Annotated in this window: 19 protein-coding genes and 2 pseudogenes; 8 read left to right on the plus strand and 13 right to left on the minus strand. The window is 53.0% G+C overall.

Annotation, left to right across the window (positions count from 1 at the left end; translation table 11 throughout):
- The first annotated feature begins 186 nt into the window (after nt 1-186).
- Nucleotides 187-1326: a porin OmpC gene (gene ompC / locus IM295_RS19695; protein WP_028013315.1), complete on the plus strand. Its 1140-nt coding sequence runs from the start codon at nt 187-189 to the stop codon at nt 1324-1326.
- Nucleotides 1327-1658: 332 nt separating this feature from the next.
- Here the strand turns inward: ompC and IM295_RS23110 are convergent, their stop codons facing one another.
- The 6 genes and pseudogenes from IM295_RS23110 to IM295_RS23115 form a co-directional block, all read right to left on the minus strand.
- Complete coding sequence (locus tag IM295_RS23110; RefSeq protein WP_223239581.1) at nt 1659-1736, minus strand: hypothetical protein; 78 nt, start codon at nt 1734-1736, stop codon at nt 1659-1661.
- Nucleotides 1737-1804: 68 nt separating this feature from the next.
- The gene (locus IM295_RS19700) at nt 1805-2227 is read right to left on the minus strand and encodes a GFA family protein (RefSeq protein ID WP_193067223.1); all 423 of its coding nucleotides are present in this window, start codon (nt 2225-2227) and stop codon (nt 1805-1807) included.
- 3 nt (nt 2228-2230) lie between these two features.
- Nucleotides 2231-2428 (minus strand): hypothetical protein, encoded by a 198-nt coding sequence (locus tag IM295_RS19705; protein WP_028013317.1) that lies wholly within the window; start codon nt 2426-2428, stop codon nt 2231-2233.
- Nucleotides 2429-2492: 64 nt separating this feature from the next.
- The gene (locus IM295_RS19710; protein ID WP_048956133.1) at nt 2493-2921 is read right to left on the minus strand and encodes a VOC family protein; all 429 of its coding nucleotides are present in this window, start codon (nt 2919-2921) and stop codon (nt 2493-2495) included.
- Between the two features lie 95 nt (nt 2922-3016).
- Nucleotides 3017-3361: a DUF1294 domain-containing protein gene (locus IM295_RS19715; RefSeq protein ID WP_028013319.1), complete on the minus strand. Its 345-nt coding sequence runs from the start codon at nt 3359-3361 to the stop codon at nt 3017-3019.
- Between the two features lie 128 nt (nt 3362-3489).
- A pseudogene (locus IM295_RS23115) lies at nt 3490-3579 on the minus strand (ABC transporter); the annotation flags it as partial.
- A gap of 63 nt (nt 3580-3642) precedes the next feature.
- Here IM295_RS23115 and IM295_RS23120 point away from each other — a divergent pair.
- Together IM295_RS23120 and ttcA are read left to right on the plus strand one after the other, a co-directional pair.
- A pseudogene (locus tag IM295_RS23120) lies at nt 3643-3747 on the plus strand (site-specific integrase); the annotation flags it as partial.
- Nucleotides 3748-3767: 20 nt separating this feature from the next.
- Entirely contained in the window at nt 3768-4703 is a 936-nt protein-coding gene (gene ttcA / locus IM295_RS19720; RefSeq protein WP_193067224.1) for a tRNA 2-thiocytidine(32) synthetase TtcA, read from the plus strand.
- Nucleotides 4704-4745: 42 nt separating this feature from the next.
- On the opposite strand, the gene dbpA is transcribed toward ttcA, so the two are convergent.
- The 4 genes from dbpA to IM295_RS19735 form a co-directional block, all read right to left on the minus strand.
- Nucleotides 4746-6119, minus strand: coding sequence for an ATP-dependent RNA helicase DbpA (dbpA, locus tag IM295_RS19725; RefSeq protein WP_193067225.1), 1374 nt, complete (start codon nt 6117-6119; stop codon nt 4746-4748).
- 27 nt (nt 6120-6146) lie between these two features.
- Nucleotides 6147-6311, minus strand: a complete 165-nt coding sequence (locus tag IM295_RS23125; RefSeq protein ID WP_305143948.1) for a hypothetical protein — start codon at nt 6309-6311, stop codon at nt 6147-6149.
- Between the two features lie 292 nt (nt 6312-6603).
- Nucleotides 6604-7587 carry a zinc transporter ZntB gene (gene zntB, locus IM295_RS19730; protein ID WP_028013350.1) on the minus strand — a complete coding sequence of 328 codons (984 nt, stop codon included), beginning with the start codon at nt 7585-7587 and terminating at the stop codon, nt 6604-6606.
- 154 nt (nt 7588-7741) lie between these two features.
- Nucleotides 7742-8884, minus strand: a complete 1143-nt coding sequence (locus IM295_RS19735; RefSeq protein WP_193067226.1) for a methyl-accepting chemotaxis protein — start codon at nt 8882-8884, stop codon at nt 7742-7744.
- Between the two features lie 454 nt (nt 8885-9338).
- Between IM295_RS19735 and IM295_RS19740 the strand changes: the two genes are divergently transcribed.
- From IM295_RS19740 to IM295_RS19750, 3 genes are all read left to right on the plus strand, one after another.
- The gene (locus IM295_RS19740) at nt 9339-11468 is read left to right on the plus strand and encodes a bifunctional diguanylate cyclase/phosphodiesterase (RefSeq protein WP_193067227.1); all 2130 of its coding nucleotides are present in this window, start codon (nt 9339-9341) and stop codon (nt 11466-11468) included.
- Nucleotides 11469-11559: 91 nt separating this feature from the next.
- Complete coding sequence (locus IM295_RS19745) at nt 11560-12792, plus strand: sensor domain-containing diguanylate cyclase (protein ID WP_193067228.1); 1233 nt, start codon at nt 11560-11562, stop codon at nt 12790-12792.
- A gap of 74 nt (nt 12793-12866) precedes the next feature.
- Entirely contained in the window at nt 12867-13007 is a 141-nt protein-coding gene (locus tag IM295_RS19750) for an Ecr family regulatory small membrane protein (protein ID WP_032644880.1), read from the plus strand.
- Nucleotides 13008-13197: 190 nt separating this feature from the next.
- Here IM295_RS19750 and IM295_RS19755 read toward each other — a convergent pair whose 3' ends face one another.
- On the minus strand, nt 13198-14097 hold the full coding sequence (locus IM295_RS19755; protein ID WP_193067229.1) for a LysR family transcriptional regulator: 900 nt from the start codon (nt 14095-14097) through the stop codon (nt 13198-13200).
- Nucleotides 14098-14239: 142 nt separating this feature from the next.
- Between IM295_RS19755 and IM295_RS19760 the strand changes: the two genes are divergently transcribed.
- Complete coding sequence (locus tag IM295_RS19760) at nt 14240-15169, plus strand: aromatic alcohol reductase (protein WP_193067230.1); 930 nt, start codon at nt 14240-14242, stop codon at nt 15167-15169.
- A gap of 101 nt (nt 15170-15270) precedes the next feature.
- On the opposite strand, the gene IM295_RS19765 is transcribed toward IM295_RS19760, so the two are convergent.
- Nucleotides 15271-16887: an ABC transporter substrate-binding protein gene (locus IM295_RS19765; protein WP_193067231.1), complete on the minus strand. Its 1617-nt coding sequence runs from the start codon at nt 16885-16887 to the stop codon at nt 15271-15273.
- A 185-nt stretch (nt 16888-17072) separates the two neighbouring features.
- Here IM295_RS19765 and mpaA point away from each other — a divergent pair, with 185 nt between their 5' ends.
- Complete coding sequence (mpaA, locus tag IM295_RS19770) at nt 17073-17786, plus strand: murein tripeptide amidase MpaA (RefSeq protein ID WP_028013357.1); 714 nt, start codon at nt 17073-17075, stop codon at nt 17784-17786.
- Here mpaA and ycjG read toward each other — a convergent pair.
- On the minus strand, nt 17777-18742 hold the full coding sequence (gene ycjG, locus IM295_RS19775) for an L-Ala-D/L-Glu epimerase (RefSeq protein ID WP_028013358.1): 966 nt from the start codon (nt 18740-18742) through the stop codon (nt 17777-17779). The genes mpaA and ycjG overlap by 10 nt on opposite strands.
- Between the last annotated feature and the right edge of the window lie 79 nt (nt 18743-18821).

Consider the following 18821-nt stretch of genomic DNA (forward strand, 5'->3'; position numbering starts at 1 on the left):
GAATCATTTTCAATCATTCACCACAACGATGATCATTTCCGCGGATTTATTCTTTTGAGATTTTACTCAATTAGTAACAATTATATTTTATTACTCTTTCACAGGAGTGATTTAGCATGGGACAACTTTCGGTTTCAGAAAGTTCAACAGGTAATCAAATAAAAACAACTGCAAAGGAATATCACGATGCAAAGAAAAGTACTGGCTCTGATGATTCCAGCTCTGTTAATGGCTGGCGCCGCGCATGCGGCAGAAATTTATAATAAAGACGGCAACAAATTAGATCTGTACGGAAAAGTAGATGGTCTGCACTATTTCTCCGATGATGCCTCAAAAGACGGCGATCAAACCTACATGCGTCTGGGTTTCAAAGGTGAAACGCAGATTAACGACATGATGACCGGCTACGCGCAGTGGGAATATAACATTCAGGCGAATAACACCGAAGGGTCTGATAATCAGTCCTGGACGCGTCTGGCCTTCGCGGGTGTCAAAGTGGGTGACTACGGTTCCTTCGATTATGGTCGTAACTATGGCGTGCTGTACGACGTGGAAGGCTGGACCGATATGCTGCCTGAGTTCGGCGGCGACTCTTACACCTATGCGGATAACTTTATGACCGGCCGCGCCAACGGCGTGGCAACCTACCGCAACACTGACTTCTATGGTCTGGTGCAGGGTCTGAACTTCGCGCTGCAGTATCAGGGCAACAATGAAGATGCCAGCAACAATCAGGAAGGCACCAACAACGGCCGCGACATGCGTTATGAGAATGGCGACGGCTTCGGTATTTCAACCACCTATGATTTCGGTATGGGGTTCAGTGCCGGTGCCGCCTACGCCTCATCTGACCGTACAAATGACCAGGTAAGCGCAGGTACTGGCGCTGCGTCTCAATATGCGGGTGGTGATAAAGCGGATGCCTGGACTGCAGGCCTCAAATATGACGCAAATAATATCTACCTGGCGGCGATGTATTCTGAAACCCGTAATATGACGCCGTACGGTTCAGGTGATAGCAAATCAGGCGGTGGTATTGCCAACAAAACTCAGAACTTCGAAGTGACCGCACAGTACCAGTTCGATTTCGGTCTGCGTCCGGCCATTTCTTACCTGCAGTCTAAAGGGAAAGACCTGGGCAACGGTCAGGGCGATCAGGACCTGGTTAAATATGCGGACGTAGGCGCGACCTACTATTTCAACAAGAACATGTCCACCTATGTTGATTATAAAATCAACCTGCTGGATGAAGATGACAGCTTCTACAAAAACAACGGTATCAGCACCGACGATGTCGTTGCATTAGGCCTGGTTTACCAGTTCTGATGGTCAGAGCCCGCAGCGTCATGCGGGCTCTCCTTTTTTTGATGTTTGTCTCGCAACAGCGCTTTATCGCGATATTGTTGAGGATAAGTTGAAAGAAAGCGGGTTAGACTGCGCCGATATCCCCCTCTTCATTAAGGATACCTGCGTTGTTTGGTCGTATATCCGTTACCATTCTGACACTTTTAGCATGCTTGTGGATGGCGTTAATCTTTGATTTTCGAGATATTGTCGGGCATCTCGGCACGCTGCTAAACCATCTGGATCACCATTAACAGTGATTCCCAGAAAAAAGCCACCAGCAGTGCCGGTGGCGGTCATACGCATTTCGAGCGTTATTTTTTCACGGGTTGAGGTTTTTTATCCCCTGATTCCGGGGCCTCACGCGGATCGTCTTTTTCTACACAGAGCATAATTTCTCCTGTTTTAGAAACCCACTTCCCACTATAGCCAGGCTGATAAAAAAAAGGCCAGGCGGTAATTAATCTTGATTGGTCTCTTTTTTGCGAAACGAGAGATAGCCAAAAACGCCGCTTTCGCCGTCGCTCGGATGGTTTACGCCATCCATCACCGTCACTTCTGGGAAATCAAACGGCGACACATTTTTAAAACAGGTCACATTGACGCCGTATTCATTTGGGTTAGAGCGACGCTGATGGAACGTGTAAATCCCGCAGACCGAGCAGAAGAAATGCCGCGCCGTCCCCGTGTTGAACCGGTACTCCGTCAGCTTATCCTCACCTCTGGTCACGGTGATACCCGACAGCGGTGCAGAGACCACAATCGCGCCCCGCATACGGCAAAAAGAGCAGCTGCAGCGCCGCGCGGTATTCAAGCCGTCAGTCAGTTCGACGGTAAAGGCCACCGCACCACAGTGGCACTGTGCATGACGAATGTCAGCCATTGGCTATACCCCTTTTCTTACCAGTTCGGCAGCTTTGAGAAAAACCTCATCTTCTACACCATCGCCTTTCTGCCTGCCCAGCCTGACAAGTTCGTTGACAATGCTGTCACGATCGATCGTTTTTTGCGATGAAACCAGCCCTATAACGGCAGCCCCAATCGCCAGCCCCACTAATCCTGTTTGTTCGTCTTTGTTCTTCATACTCATGCTCCTGATACAACAAACAAGCGTAGCAGGATTTTTCAGACCGTTTTCAGGCGTTTTACTATTTCGCCTGGATCGCTGTTATTCCGACACGCTGGCCGTATGAGAGCTCTAAGGTATTACCGTCAGGATCGGCAAAAAATACATAATAGCCGACGGGGTCACCCAGATCTTCCGGCGCTTTCCTCAACACCCCTTCTTTAGCGGCCATCGCGGTTTTTCTGTCAATTTCTTCGCGCGTGGCGCAGGCAATCCCAAGGTGGCCAAAATGCCCCAGCGGCGTATCGGTCACGGTGTCCGCCTGCACCAGAACCAGCGCAAAAGGACGCGTATGGTCAGTTAGCCACGCCACTTTACGGGCAGTTGGAAGATCGGGCTCACGCGAATGGATGACCTCCATCCCGGCATATCGGCGATAAAAAGCAAGGCTCTTCTCCAGATCCCTGACCATAAACGCAACATGAGTGAATCCTACATCAATGTCTTTCATTTTAAGATGTTACTCCTGTATCAACATGTCGTAGCCACCTTAAAAGCTCAAGTTAACTTGAGGTCAACGGTGAATTTGTGCGGTCCTGATGATGTTCAAAAAAGAATAAAGGGACAGAAATGATAAAGCGCCGCCGTGGCTGAAATATTCACGACGATGCTCAGCAAAAACCAGGTTTTGAAGGGCTGCTTCTGCGTTTTATGGCGAAAGAGCTGTTGGCCCAATATGGCGCCTGGCCACCCTCCCACAGTACCAAACGTCAGTAAAGTGACTTCCGGTATCCTGCGCATCGCTTTTCGTGCCGCCGTTTTGTCGACACCATAAATCGCTATCGTCAGCATATTAATCAGCAGAAACCACATGGCAAAAGGATACGAGGAAAAAAAGCTGCCGATCGCAGCGAGGATCAGCAGAACAAAACAAAAGCGATTCAATGTCATAGGGTCAGTCACGGAATATGTAAGCGTATGTCGGGAAAGCATTATACGCTATCTTACGCATGTATCCGGTCAGGTGCTATCAGCCCGCTATTGCATGCGGGCCTCAAAATGAATGACCTCTTCGACGCACCGAATTGCATTTTGTGAAGCTTCGCATACGCGCCATCATGAGCAAGCAGTACCTTATGGCTTCCGCGTTCAACGATAACGCCAGTTTGTTTTGGTCCCTCCTCCCGGATGGCGAACAGAAAGCCGACTACGCTTTATTAGCTATTGCGCAGAGTGTAAAACGTGCTGGCATTCGCCGCCGGAATCCGTACCATACGCGGCATACTTTTGCCTGCTGGCTATTATCTGCCGGCGCTAACCCGTCTTTCGCCGCTACTGGCTCCGAAGGTAGTAATAAATGCAAGAAAATCAATCAAATACAAAGAAAGAGCAATACAACCTGAATAAACTGCAAAAGCGCCTGCGCCGTAACGTGGGCGAGGCCATTGCGGACTTCAACATGATTGAAGAAGGCGACCGCATCATGGTTTGCCTGTCAGGGGGTAAAGACAGCTACACCATGCTGGAGATCCTGCGTAATCTTCAGCAAAGCGCGCCGGTAAATTTTTCCCTGGTGGCGGTCAACCTTGACCAGAAACAGCCGGGCTTCCCGGAGCACATTCTGCCGGAATATCTGGTGCAGCTGGGCGTTGAGTATAAAATCGTCGAAGAAAACACCTACGGCATCGTGAAAGAGAAGATTCCGGAAGGGAAAACCACCTGCTCGCTTTGCTCCCGTCTGCGCCGCGGCATTCTCTATCGCACCGCAACGGAACTGGGCGCGACCAAAATTGCTCTGGGCCATCACCGCGACGATATCCTGCAAACGTTGTTCCTGAATATGTTCTATGGCGGCAAGATGAAAGGCATGCCGCCTAAGCTGATGAGCGATGATGGCAAGCATATCGTGATCCGCCCGCTTGCCTACTGCCGGGAAAAAGACATTGAGCGTTTTTCTCAGGCGAAAGGGTTCCCGATCATTCCATGCAATCTGTGCGGCTCACAGCCGAACCTGCAGCGTCAGGTGATTGGCGACATGCTGCGCGACTGGGACAAACGTTATCCGGGCCGTATTGAGACCATGTTCAGCGCGATGCAGAACGTGGTTCCTTCCCACCTCGCTGACGTAGAGCTGTTCGACTTCAAAGGTATCAACCACGGCTCGGAGGTGGTGAATGGTGGCGATCTGGCGTTTGACCGGGAAGAGATCCCAATGAAGCCTGCGGGCTGGCAGCCGGAAGACGAGGACAATCAATTCGAAGAGTTGCGTCTGAACGTGCTTGAAGTGAAATAAGCGATGGGCGTCTCAGAAAGACCTTCTGAGACGCTTTATGCCTTATTTCAGCAGATGTACGCGGCAGGTTTTGCCTTTAATCTTGCCGTTTTGCAGCTGCTTCCACGCCTTATGCGCAACCGCCTGGCGAACCGCCACGTACACGTGTGCCGGATGAACCGCAATCTTCCCGATATCCGCCCCTTCCAGCCCCACATCTCCGGTCAGTGCGCCCAGCACATCCCCCGGTCGCATCTTGGCCTTTTTGCCGCCATCAATGCACAGCGTCGCCATTTCGGCCTCCAGCGGCATGAGCCTGACGTTCCCCGGCGCGTTCACCCAGTTCAGTTTGATCTGCAACATTTCTGAGAGAATATTGGCGCGCTGCGCCTCTTCCGGCGCGCAGAAGCTGATGGCCAACCCACTGTTTCCGGCGCGAGCAGTGCGACCAATACGGTGGACGTGCACTTCGGGATCCCATGCCAGCTCATAGTTCACCACCAGTTCAAGGGATTTGATATCCAGGCCGCGTGCGGCCACGTCGGTCGCCACTAGCACGCGCGCGCTGCCGTTAGCAAAGCGCACCAGCGTCCGATCGCGATCGCGCTGTTCCAGGTCGCCGTGCAGCGACAGCGCGCTCTGCCCCGCCGCATTCAGGGCATCACAAACCGCCTGGCAGTCTTTTTTGGTATTACAGAACACTACGCATGACGCAGGCTGGTGCTGGCTCAGCAGTTTCTGCAGGAGCGGGATTTTTCCCTGCTGCGAGGTTTCAAAGAACTGCTGTTCGATGGCCGGCAGCGCATCGACGCTGTCGATCTCAATGGTGAGCGGGTTATTCTGCACGCGACCGCTGATCGCGGCGATGGCTTCAGGCCAGGTCGCAGAGAACAGCAGCGTCTGACGATCGACCGGCGCGAAGCGGATCACTTCATCAATGGCATCGCTGAAGCCCATATCCAGCATCCTGTCCGCCTCGTCCATCACCAGCGTGCTTAAGGCATCGAGCGAAACGGTGCCTTTTTGCAGGTGATCAAGCAGGCGGCCGGGCGTCGCGACGATAATGTGCGGCGCGTGCTGGAGAGAATCGCGCTGTGCGCCAAACGGCTGCCCACCGCAGAGGGTTAAGATCTTAGTATTGGGCAGGAAGCGCGCCAGGCGACGCAGTTCACCCGCGACCTGATCTGCCAGCTCGCGGGTCGGGCACAGCACCAGTGACTGGGTCTGAAACAGCGACGCGTCAATATGCTGCAGCAGACCAAGACCGAAAGCGGCCGTTTTCCCACTGCCTGTTTTCGCCTGCACACGCACGTCCCGGCCTTCAAGGATAGCGGGCAGCGCGGCCGCCTGAACAGGCGTCATCATGAGGTATCCCAACTCGTTGAGGTTGTCGAGTTGGGCGGCAGGCAGAACATTCAGGGTAGAAAAAGCGGTCACAATAATCTCTCGTGGTCATCTTTACGGTCAGATGGCGCGTATCCTCGCAGATCTCGGGGTTCGATGCGACAATTTAATCGGTTCTTCGTCCGGCGGCGGGTCTGGCATCGGCTGCGGACGCGGAATGGGATCGGGCATCGGCACGGGATCGGTGGGGACAGGATCGGACTGACGCGCGTGTTGCAGTAGCAGAGCGAGTAAAATGCTCATCTTTCCCTCCAGGATTTGCTGTCGTCCCTTTTAGGGTAGACGCTGAGAAACAGGAGGCAAAAAAAAAGCCGACTATAAAGTCGGCGTCGTACGAATCAATTGTGCTATGCAGTAATTCAAAAAAGGAAGTAAGACAATATGGAGCGCAACGCCCATCGCTTGACGTTGCATTCACCTGCGGGAGTAATATTGCACCTTACGGGGGTGATGTTTATTGACTTCGCTCAATTAAAAGAGCGTTTTAATCCTCGAAAAAGGTGAAAAAATCGTAAATTTACAGCCATTTACTACGATGCAACCACCATGCAACACCACCAATCAAAACAACTAACATGACGCAAAACGCGGTGAAGCCGTACCGATATTCGCCGCCGGGTATACCGCCCAGATTGACGCCAAAAAGCCCTGTCAGAAATGTGCTGGGTAAAAAGACCATCGCCATCAGGGACATCGTGTAGGTTCTTCTCGCCAGCGACTCCTGCATCACCTGCGCGATTTCATCCGCCATCACCGCCGTTCGGGCGATACAGGAATCGATCTCATCCAGCCCGCGGCCCAGCCTGTCAGCAATGTCCTGCATCCGGCGGCGCTGATCGTCATTCATCCAGTTGAGTCTTTCACTGGCCAGACGGGCATACACATCCCGTTGTGGCGTCATATACCGACGCATCACGATCAGCTGCTTGCGCAATAGCGCCAGAAAGCCGCGCGGCGGGATCTGCTGATCGAGCAGATTATCTTCCAGGTCGATGATTTTATCGTGCAGCTCTTCAATAAATTCGCTCGCATGATCGGTCAGGGCGTCACAGACGTCCACCAGCCAGCTGCCGCAGTCAACCGGTCCGGTCCCCTCTTTGAGGTCGTTCACAATGTCATCCAGCGCCAGAACCTTACGCTGACGTGTGGAAACAATCAGCCCATCGTCCATATAGACGCGCATCGCAACCAGCTGATCGGGACGTTCATCCGTGCTGCCGTTTATACAGCGCAGGGTGATAAGCGTCCCGTCACCCATCCTGCTTACGCGAGGCCGCAGGCTTTCCCCCGCCAGCGCATCGCGTACGTTGTTAGGCAGCAGCGGAGTCGAGGCCAGCCAGTCAGCGCTGTCCGGGTGGGTATAGTTCAGATGTAGCCAGCAGGGATGCTCTTTATCAATGACATCATCATCTTCCAGCGGTCGGGCACCGCCGCGACCGTCCAGCACCCACGCAAAAACTGCGTCAGGAACGTTAAGTTCGGATCCTTTAATGCTCTCCACAGCGCCTCCCCTGTTTGGCTCTTTCGATGTCAGTCTAGCTTCCATCAGGGGTTAAGCAACAACTATGTTTCGCATCGCGCTGAAATCGCTCAGGAATTGTACACGCTATATTTTGAGAATAAAAAAGCCTGGCATGCCAGGCTTCGGGAAGCTGTCAATGAGAGTGCTCGGGGCGCGGATGAAACGAGACAGGGCTGGCTACTGGTGACGGGGGGTGCCCCTGGTCCAGCCTGAAATTTCGGGTCCGCGTCTGCAGTTCGATCACCTGATTACGCAGCACATCAGAGGAACCGTTGAGCTCCTCCGCCATCGCCACGTTGCTTTGCGTGACCCGCTCCAGTTCGGACAGCGCCAGCGTGATCTGGGAAATGCCCTTCTCCTGCTCTGCGGTTGAGGTAGAAATTTCGTCCATTAACCGGCTGACGTTGCCGGAGCCGGTCACGATGTCACGCATATTCTTCTCCGCTTCCGACACAACGCTGGCACCCTGGGTGACATTACTGCTGGTAACGTCAATCAGCGTTTTGATGTTTTTCGCCGCCTCAGCGCTGCGGTGAGCCAGGTTTCGGACTTCCTCTGCAACCACGGAGAACCCTTTCCCGTGATCGCCCGCCCGCGCGGCCTCGACGGCCGCGTTAAGCGCCAGAATATTCGTCTGGAATGCAATCCCGTCGATCAGGGAGATAATTTCCGTCATCTGCTGCGCGCACTCGGTAATGGATTGCATATTGCTGGCAACCTGTTCCATCAGATCTCCGCCCTTGCGTGCCTGCAACGTCGCGGCATTCGCCTGTTCGCTCGCCAGCCGGGTATTATCGGCATTGTTTCGGGTACTTGCCGCCATCTGCTCCATGCTTGCCGCAGTTTGCACCAGAGACGCAGACTGCTGCTCTGTTTTCACCGAGAGCTGGGCACTGCGGGAAGAGAGCTGATCCGACAAGGCCATGGCGTTTTGTGATGATGCCCTGATCTCACGCACCAGCGTAGCGATGTTGCTGGAAAGACTATTAATCCCGGGAATTAATCGCCCCGCGCAGTTATTGCCAAACTCGGGGATAGAGACGCCTAAGTTGCCTGCGGTCACTTCTTCAATACTTTTTTTCACAGTATTGATCGGCGTCACAAGAAACTTCGTCATATAACTCCAGAGCAAAAATAATCCAACGAAATTGACCAGATTAATCGAAACGAAAAGAGGAAGATTGCTGGAAAATAGAGCAACGATACCTGCATTCACTAAAAACAGGCACAGCAGGAACCAGGCAATGAAGGTCCTGACACTAATATTTCTTAGCATGTTTTTACCCACAACTTATATTTTGGTCGGCATTTAGATTTATAGCATTCACTTTTGCGTTTGTCCTCACATAATACGCTGGTTTCTCGTTTCGCCGTTACCCACCCTGTATTTAACTTAAGTCAGATAAAAAAGAGGTTTTAGTAGAAATGTCATGCCCCATATGCTGTATTGCTGGTCCAAAGCCTCCTGAAGCGATACCATTATCTGCGGTAAAACGGTCCATATGCACACATATTTAAGACGCTTTGCTACAATCTATCGACTATGTTTAGCAGTACTTAATGCATTAACATAAAGAATATATTTTATATTGTGGGTAAGTTTGACCTTTTATATTAGTGGCTATTTTCCACGATAAATAACTAATATGGTTTGAATGCGCATGTTCGTTGCCAGATAAAGACGTGCCGGCAGGCAAAATCGGTAACCCTCTCAGGCGTGGGATTGCATAATGCTCAATATATCGTGGGACCCTGTGTTGATCGCTGTCTCTTATCTGGTGGCGTTTATCGCCTCCTTTGTGGCCCTGGACAGCGCCGGGAAAATTCCCCTTTCCAGCCGTAAAGCGGCTCTGTTCTGGCGCATTGCCGGCGGGATCACGCTGGGCATCGGGATCTGGTCAATGCACTTCATCGGTATGCTGTCGATGCAAATGCCGATGATGATGAGCTATGACCTATGGCTAACCCTTGCGTCTCTCGGCGTGGCGATCGTTGCCTCCACGATAGCAATAAATATTGCCGTTACGGGCAAACACCTCTCTCCCTTTCGGCTGTTCTTCGCCACGGTTATCCTCAGCGCTGGCGTGGTCGCTATGCACTATATCGGCATGGCCGCGTTGATGCTGGAAGGAAGCATCCTCTGGGATCGGCGCATTGTGGGTGTGTCCGTGATGATTGCCGTGGTCGCCTCCGGTGTGGCGCTGTGGCTGGCTTTTCGCCTTAGAGATAAGCACAAAGGGGTCTTTGTGACTCGCATTCTCGCCGCGTTAGTCATGGGCGCCGCCATTTGCGCGATGCACTATACAGGCATGAGCGCCGCGCATTTCCATGAGATGGCGCATACGCTCCCCGGCGGGGTCAGCGAGCTGGGGTTATCCATCTGGGTTTCCGTCACCACGCTCGCCCTGCTCGGCATGATGTTAATTATTTCGCTTATCGATTCGCACTGGCGGACCAGCCGGCTGACGGACAATCTGCGCCAACTCAACCGTCAGCTTGAGCTACAGGTTCGCTTTGACGCTCTCACCGGCCTCGCAAACCGCCAGCAGATGGATATCCGAATGCAGGATTGTCTGCACAGCGCCTTGTTGAGTAACAAACAATTTGGCGTGGTTTTTCTGAATGTCGATCGCTTCAGACGCGTGAATGATACCTGGGGTCACAGCGTCGGTGATGAGTTATTAATTACCATTGCCCAACGCATCACCTCCCTACTTACCCGTGAGATGACGCTGGCCAGGCTTGGTGGGGATGCCTTTATCCTGCTGGTTCCCGAATACGACGAAGAAAAGCTCAATACCCTGCTCACGACGCTGCTCGCGGATATGCGCCGTCCGCTATCCCTTTGCGGACATACGCTGAGTACCACCCTCAGCGCGGGTGTAAGCCTTTATCCTCAGGATGGCGAAACGCTGCATGAACTGAAGTTTAAGGCGGATGCCGCCTTACACCACGTTAAGCAAGAAGGTCGTAACGGCTGGGCGTTTTACCGCCCTGAGATGTCAACGGCGGTTCCGGCGCAGCCGGGTTTTCTGCATGAACTTTATCAGGCGCTGGAAAGCGATCGGTTTGAACTGTGGTATCAGCCAACCTGGCATGCTAAAGATAAGACGATCCACGGTTTTGAGGCTCTTCTGCGCTGGCGGCATCCGGAGCAAGGCGTTTTGCTGCCAGGTATGTTTTTACCCACTCTGGAACAAACGGGTTTGATTATTCCGGTTGGCAACTGGGCTATTGAAGCCGCGTGTCGGCAGCTTCATTTCTGGACTGAACAAGGTTTCAGCCAGTGGACGTTATCGCTCAATTTATCCCCTGTTCAGTTCGAACAGCCGGATATCTTTCACATCGTGTCGTCCATGCTGGATAAATATAATCTGTCGCCCTCAAGGCTGATCCTGGAGGTCACGGAGAGTACCGCGCTAAAAAATCTCGACCGCAGCATCGAGCTGCTCAACGCCTTTAACCATGCGGGGATCACCGTCTCTATTGATGATTTTGGCACGGGCTATTCCAACCTGCTGATGCTGAGCGTTCTTCCGGCAAAAGAGCTTAAAATCGACAAGAGCTTTGTGTCCTCTATGCTGGGAAATGAAAAAAGCCGCAAGCTGGTGGAAACCATTATTAATATTGCGCGCACCATGGAGATGACTGTCGTTGCCGAGGGGATTGAAACGGACGAACAGCAGGCAATACTGACCAGCCTCGGCTGTGACTATCTCCAGGGCTACCTTTTCTCCCGCCCCTTGCCTGCTGAACAGGTTCCGTGGCTGCTGCTACAAAAAAACTCAGACAAACAAATTATACCCATAAGTAAAATTCAAACGGACCCCGAATTTATTTCACAAAAAAATCATGCCTGACGGGATTGACTAGAGTATGTTTCAAGGGAGTACATGCGGGTCAGTTCTGCCATGATTACCAGCGTATCGTGCCGATGAACAGGAAAATACTATGTCGCAAAATAGTTTTGATGCGCTTAATGCAATTAAAACGCCCGTGTGGCTCATTTCTCCTGTTTCGGAACAGATTATTTTTGCAAATGTGGCCGCAATACAGCTAACGGGTAATAAAACGCTGAATGACCTGCGTAAAGGGTCCTGTTCTGCAAGTGCGCAAACCGTACTGTCGATGTATGTTCCTGAACTGAAAAACGATCACGATATTGTCGAGATCTGGACAGTTAGCCGGGGCGGGCAGGACGTACCGATAAGCTGTCGCCTCTCCCTCACCCACGTCACGCCGGATGGTGATGTTATCGTTTTCGAAGGGATCTCTTCGCACGCCCCCTCAAGCCTGAAAGCCAGCCGTTCCGCAACCTATCAACGCAAAAAACAGGGGTTTTACGCCCGCTTTTTCCTGACCAACAGCGCACCAATGTTGCTAATCGATCCTGCCCGTGACGGGCAAATTGTCGATGCAAACCTGGCCGCGCTCAGCTTTTACGGTTATTCACATGATGAGATGTGCCGGAAGCACACCTGGGAAATTAACACGCTTGGCAGAGGCGTCATGCCCATCATGACGGAGATTGCCGCGCTGCCCGGCGGACATAAGCCGCTCAATTTTATTCACCGCCTTGCCGATGGCACCACCCGCCACGTCCAGACCTACGCGGGGCCCATTGAGATCTACGGCGACAAACTGATGCTGTGCATAATCCATGATATTACTGAGCAAAAGAGGCTTGAGCAGGAGCTGGAAAATGCTGCATTACGTGACTCGATGACGGGGTTACTCAACCGACGTCAGTTTTATAACGTTATCGACCAAACCAACCTGAGCCACCTCTCCGCCCAGCAGCAATTTAGCCTGCTGCTGGTGGATACCGATCATTTTAAAAACATCAATGACCTCTTTGGTCACCTGAAGGGTGATGAGGTGCTCATCGCCCTCTCCCGAACGCTGGAAGCCTGCAGCAGACAAGATGACCTGGTGTTTCGCTGGGGCGGTGAAGAGTTTGTCATCCTGTTGCCGCGTACGTCTCTCGAAACGGCGCTGAAGATTGCCGAATCCGTCCGTGCGGCGGTCGCCCATATTACCCTCCCAGGCTTACCACGCTTTACCGTCAGTATTGGCGTGGCTCGGCATGACCCGGAAGAGAGTATTGACGCGCTGTTTAAACGTGTCGACGATGCGCTCTATCGCGCCAAAAACGACGGGCGTAATAAAGTCCTTGCGGCATGAAACTGGAGTATCGTGAAAAGCCCCGCTACAATGCCCAGCTTAAGTAAATTAACGACGGGTGGGTTGTGGCAACAATGGGAAAGACAGAAATAATACTCACCTTAATTATTTTATTGCTTATTATATTTGGCTTATGGTTTATTTTCAGCGGTGAGATTTGGTTTTTCGTTGAATATCTGGAAAACAGTCTTTACCCCACTTTTGACGCACTGTAGTGCACGTTTAATTTATTGTTTCACCTACCGAATTTGTCAGGTATCTGCATTGCCCTCAGCCACGTAAGATACGCGGCGTTATCCTCCAACAATGTTGATAACGAATCACTAAATCATTTGCTTATTTCGCCCGTTCTCTGACGGGCTTTTTTTATTTCCGGCTATTAAGCAAAATCAGGGTTTTCGCCCGTCAGTCACCATGTTGGTGTAGCACCGCTCTGCTCCAGTCATAAAAGGCGCGTACCGAAGGCGGGAGATAGCGGTTTTGTGGATAGACAAGCGAAAGCGGTAAATCGAAAGAGACGTCCTCCATACAGCGAACCAACGCCCCGCTCTTCAGATACGGCTCAGCCAGATAGCTGGCCACGCGAATTAATCCGAGCCCATGAATTCCGGCCTGGATATAGGCGTCGGTGTCATCGACGATCAGCGTCTCTTTCATGCGGATTGCACAATCGCCGTCATCACGCGTAAAAAACCAGTCAATGGTACGCCCGGTGCGGTGGTTCAGGTAGCCGACTGCGTAATGCTTTTCCAGTTGGTCGAGATTTTCCGGCTTACCACAGGCGGCTATATAGCCCGGAGAAGCCAGAACAACCCACCTGAAGTTCGCCAGAGGGCGCGCGACCAGCGTCGTTGAATCTTCGATCCTCCCGGTGCGGATCACGCAGTCATACCCTTCCTGAATAATGTCCTCCACGTTATCGCTGGAACAGAGTATCAGCTCCAGCTCGGGATACTGGCGGAGAAATTCCGGGAGACTGGGAAGAATGCAATGTCGGGCGAGAGACTGCGGCATCCCGACTTTAAAACGGCCTCTTGGCTGCGCGGATCTGCCGGGAAAGGAAGACTCCATTGTCGCAATATCCGTCAGCAGCCGTTTGCTCTCGTCATAGTAACGTCGGCCTTCTGCGGTCACGCTGAGTTTCCGGGTGGTGCGCTGTAAAATCTGAATGCCCAGGTATGTCTCCAACTCCTTAACGACCCGCGATACGGTTGAGCGCGGTAGCCCCAGCACTTCTGCCGCCCTGGCGAAGCTATGGGTTTCGACCACATAAACGTATACCCGCATTGATTCCAGTTTATCCATATTCCCACCGCGCCTGAAAAGATCGATTATCCCATTTTTACGAACAGTCTAACTTATACTTGTCGTCTTATCGAATGCAGCCATCTGACATAACCTTGCTCAAGTTGAAGTAATCAAGCGATTTAACAAAGAGAGGCTCAGTATGAAAGAACGTGATATCACGACAGGCGAAAAAGTATTAGTGCTTGGTGCAGGACAATTGGGCGCTGCCGTGCTGGAGTATCTGGTTCCGGCAGTCGCGCAGCGCGACGGCGCTGTCTCCGTTATCGTATCGCCCGGCTCCAGGGACAGCCGGGGTAAGCTTCAGTCCGAAACGCATCAAAAACTGGCTGATGCAGGGGCCAAATTTATCTCTGTCGATGTCGCTGCCAGCACGATTGACGCGTTAAAAAACCACTTCGCGGATTTTGATACTGTTATCAACTGCATGGGGTTTGTCGCTGGCGCGGGAACACAGATAAAGATTACTCGCGCGGTACTGGAGGCTCGCGTTAAACGCTATTTTCCCTGGCAGTTTGGCGTGAATTACGATGTGGTAGGCAAAGGGAGCGGTCAGCCCGTCTGGGACGAGCAGTATGATGTCAGGACGCTACTGCGGGAACAGAACGCGACGGAATGGGTGATTATTTCAACCGGTATGTTTACCAGCTTTCTCTTCGAACCGGCATTTGATGTGGTGAATTTATCCGAAAAAACCATTAATGCGCTCGGAGGATGGGACACACAGGTCACCGTGACATCACCTGCGGATATTGGCCGACTCACCACCGAAATTTATTTGCATCAGCCGCGGATCGTAAATGAAGTGATATTTATTGCAGGTGAAACAACCTCATACGGAAAACTGGCAGAAACTGTTGAACGCGTGACCGGCCAAACGTTCACTAAAGACGTATTACCCCTCTCTGCGCTACTGGATGAGCTGCGTTTGAAACCGGATGATACGATGACAGGCTATCGCACGGCCTTCGCCAGGGGAGACGGTGTATGGTGGCCGATGAAAGATACCTGGAATGTACTGAATAATCTGCCGACCCAGGATATAGCGTCATTGCTAAAAACCGTCATTTGAGGAAATCTCTTTTCAGGACGCTAATGAAAACTGGCGCTGTCAGCCGCGCCAGCTCTGGATTTAGCCGTGGTTACCTTGCGTTAACAGCAAGCCAGTACCGATTAGTGCTTTTCAATATATATCGTCCGGCTATATGCCACGTCTTCCGGGTTATTGATGGGGTAGCCCTTCACCCAGGGCTTAATCAGGCGACCGTTAGTGTACTGATAAATTGGCGCGATAGGCGCCTTCTCCATAAGGATTTTCTCCGCCATGTTGTAGTCCGCATTGCGCGCCTTCGCGGTGGTTTCCAGCGTCGCCTGCTGGACGATCTTATCGTAGGCAGGGTCATTAAAGCGGGAGATGTTGCCGCTGTGAGTGGAGGTCAACAACGACAGGAACGTTGATGGTTCGTTGTAATCGCCCACCCATGAGGCGCGGATCACATCAAAGTTGCCGGTGTTACGGCTATCAATGTAGGTTTTCCACTCCTGGTTTTGCAGTTTGACATCCACACCGAGATTTTTCTTCCACATGGAGGCCACCGCAATCGCGATTTTCTGGTGGTTTTCCGAAGTGTTATACAGCAGGTTCAGCTTTAGCGGACGCTGAGGACCGTATCCTGCAGCCTGCAGCAAGGTTTTGGCCTGGGCGTTCAGCTCCTGCTGCGACATCTGCTCAAACGGTGAGGCGTCCGGAGTGAACCCTGCCGTCACGTCTGGGGTGAAGTGCCAGGCGGGCTTCTCCCCCGTCCCTAACACCTTTTCTGCCATGATACGACGGTCGATGCTCATACTCAGCGCCAGACGAACCCGTGCATCCGCCGTCGGGCCTTTTTGGGTGTTAAAGGCATAGTAATACGTTCCCAACTGAGGCGGCGTATAAACCTGCCCCGGAATGTCCTTCATGAGCTTCTGATACATGTTTTTTGGGAACGATTCGGTAATATCAATATCCCCTGCCAGGTAGCGTTTGGTCGCCGACGATTCCTGATTAATCGGCACGAAGGTCACCTTCTGCAGTACCGTTTTGGCATTGTCCCAGTAGTGCGTATTGGGCACCACAACCAGTTTTTCATTCACCACGCGGTCCTTCAGAACGTAAGCCCCGTTCCCCACCAGCGCGCCCGGTCGCGTCCACTCTTTACCGCTTTCGACGTTAGCTTTTTGTACTGGATAAAAAGCAAAGTTCGCCGTCAGGTTGCTGAACCACGGCAGCGGTTTGTCCAGCTGAACGCGTAACGTTCTGGCGTCCACCGCCGTCACACCCAGCGTATCGGGCGCGGCTTTGCCGTCAATAATGGCCTGCGCGTTATTAATTCCCGCCAGCGCGGCAAACCAGGCAAACGGAGAGGTGGTTTTCGGGTCAACCAGACGCTGCCAGCTGTAGACAAAATCCTGGGCGGTGACAGGGGAGCCGTCGGACCATTTCGCGTCATCGCGTAAGGTAAACATCCAGACGCGGTTATCGTTGCTCTGCCAGCGTGTCGCCACGCCCGGCGTCAGCTCCCCTTTCTCATTCTGATTAACCAGGCCTTCAAAGAGATCGCGAATCACCTGAATCTCTGGCAACCCCACGGCTTTCGCCGGGTCCAGCGAAGCCGGCTCGTCTTTAATATGCCTGACCAGCTCCTGTTTTTGCGCCAGCGCAGTGCCCTGCGGCACGTCAGCTGCGAAAGAAAGTGAAGAGAGCCCGCACAGGCACAGTGCGACAAAAAGACGCGAAACAGGATGCTTCATAAGATCCCCTTTAATGAATTCAGGTATTAAGCAGATGCGTAATTATTTGTTTCGACAAAGAGAAATGCAAATAACTTACGCCTGAATAGTGATTTAAGGCAATTCTTAGCCATTACGGAAACTATTTGATTAACAGCGGGTTTTGCACAACACTGCCAGTGGTGACTTCTTTATCAGGATTTCGTATGGCAACCACCCGACCGAGAGCGGAACGCGGCGCCTTTCCGCCGGGCGCTGAGCAATATGGCCGCTCCTTTTTAGGCGCATCGCTGATCTGGTTCCCCGCCCCCGATGCAGACCGCGAAAGCGGCTTGATTCTTGCCGGCACGCACGGGGATGAAAACTCCTCCATCGTGACGCTTTCCTGCGCGCTGCGGACGCTGACGCCGTCATTGCGACGTCATCACGTGATTCTGGCGGTTAACCCGGACGGCTGCCAGCTGGGTCTTCGCGCCAATGCGCGAGGCGTTGACTTAAACCGTAATTTTCCATCAGCAAACTGGCGCGCCGGGGAAACGGTGTATCGCTGGAACAGCTCCGCCGAGGAGCGTGATGTGGTTCTGCTAACGGGAGATAAGCCAGGCTCAGAGCCGGAAACCCAGGCGCTGTGCCAGCTAATCCATAAGATCCATCCCGCGTGGGTGGTCTCCTTCCACGATCCGCTGGCCTGTATTGAAGATCCGCGTCACTCCGAGCTTGGCGCGTGGCTGGCAGACGCTTTCGCCCTGCCGCTCGTGACCAGCGTGGGCTATGAAACGCCAGGCTCGTTCGGTAGCTGGTGCGCCGATTTGAGCCTGCCCTGCATAACCGCTGAATTCCCGCCGATCTCCTCCGACGAGGCCAGCGAAAAATACTTAAAAGCCATGGTGGATCTTTTACGCTGGCAGCCTCAGAGATGAAGCACGCCGCTGGTAAAATGGAGCGCGGGAGAGACGTCAACCGCCAGCCACGTCGGGCCGTCCAGATCGGCGAAACGGACCTGATTGACCAGCGGTAGCGCCGCGCCGATTGCCCGGGACGTACAGAGCATACAGCCCAGCATCAGTGAAAAACCTTGCGCCCGGGCTTCTGCCGCCAGGGCCAGCGCCTCTGTCAGCCCGCCGGTCTTGTCGAGCTTAATATTAATCATCTCGTAGCGGCCCTGCAGCTCGCTCAAGCTCGCGCGTGTGTGACAGCTTTCATCCGCACAAACAGGCAACGGATGGATAAAGTTCTTCAGCGCCGCGTCATCTTTTGCTGGCAGAGGCTGCTCCAGCATGGCCACCCCCAGGTCGGCCAGCAGCTGACAGCGGGCGGCCAGCCCTTCTGGATGCCATGATTCATTGGCATCAACAATCAGCGTGGCTGAGGGTACCGCCGCGCGAATGGCGACCATCCGCTCGCTAATCAGACGATCGTCAAGCTTCACCTTCAGCAGCCGGGCCCCGGCGTCATAAAGCGCTTTAGCGCTGGCGGCCATCTGTTCCGGCTCGCCAATCACTACCGTTTGCGCGGTAGCCACCGATTCAGGCAGCGCCACGCCCAGCAATGCTGTCAGGGGTTGCTGCTGTTTCGCCGCCTCCAGGCTCCAGAGCGCACTATCAATGGCGTTACGTGCGGCCCCGGCGGGCAAACGCTGCTGTAATGCCTCGCGCGTGAGCCCGGTTTGCAGGTCTGGCACCAGCGTCATGATATGCGCCATCACTGACGCGAGGCTTTCACCATAGCGCGGGTAAGGCGTACACTCCCCTACGCCTTTAAAACCGTCCTCTTCGATTTCAACGACCACCACGCTGGCTTCGCTTCGACTGCCGCGGGAGATCACAAACGGGGTATGCAATGGCCAGGCTTCTTCATAGACCTTAACGCTTCTCATCACTGACTCCTTGCAGCCCGGAAAGGCGAAAAAATTTGGTTTGCCGTGTTATCCGCGGATGGCATACACTAGCCCCGAC

Origin of the sequence: Enterobacter cloacae complex sp. P14RS, assembly GCF_014895895.1 — a bacterium.
GTDB classification, from domain to species: domain Bacteria; phylum Pseudomonadota; class Gammaproteobacteria; order Enterobacterales; family Enterobacteriaceae; genus Enterobacter; species Enterobacter bugandensis.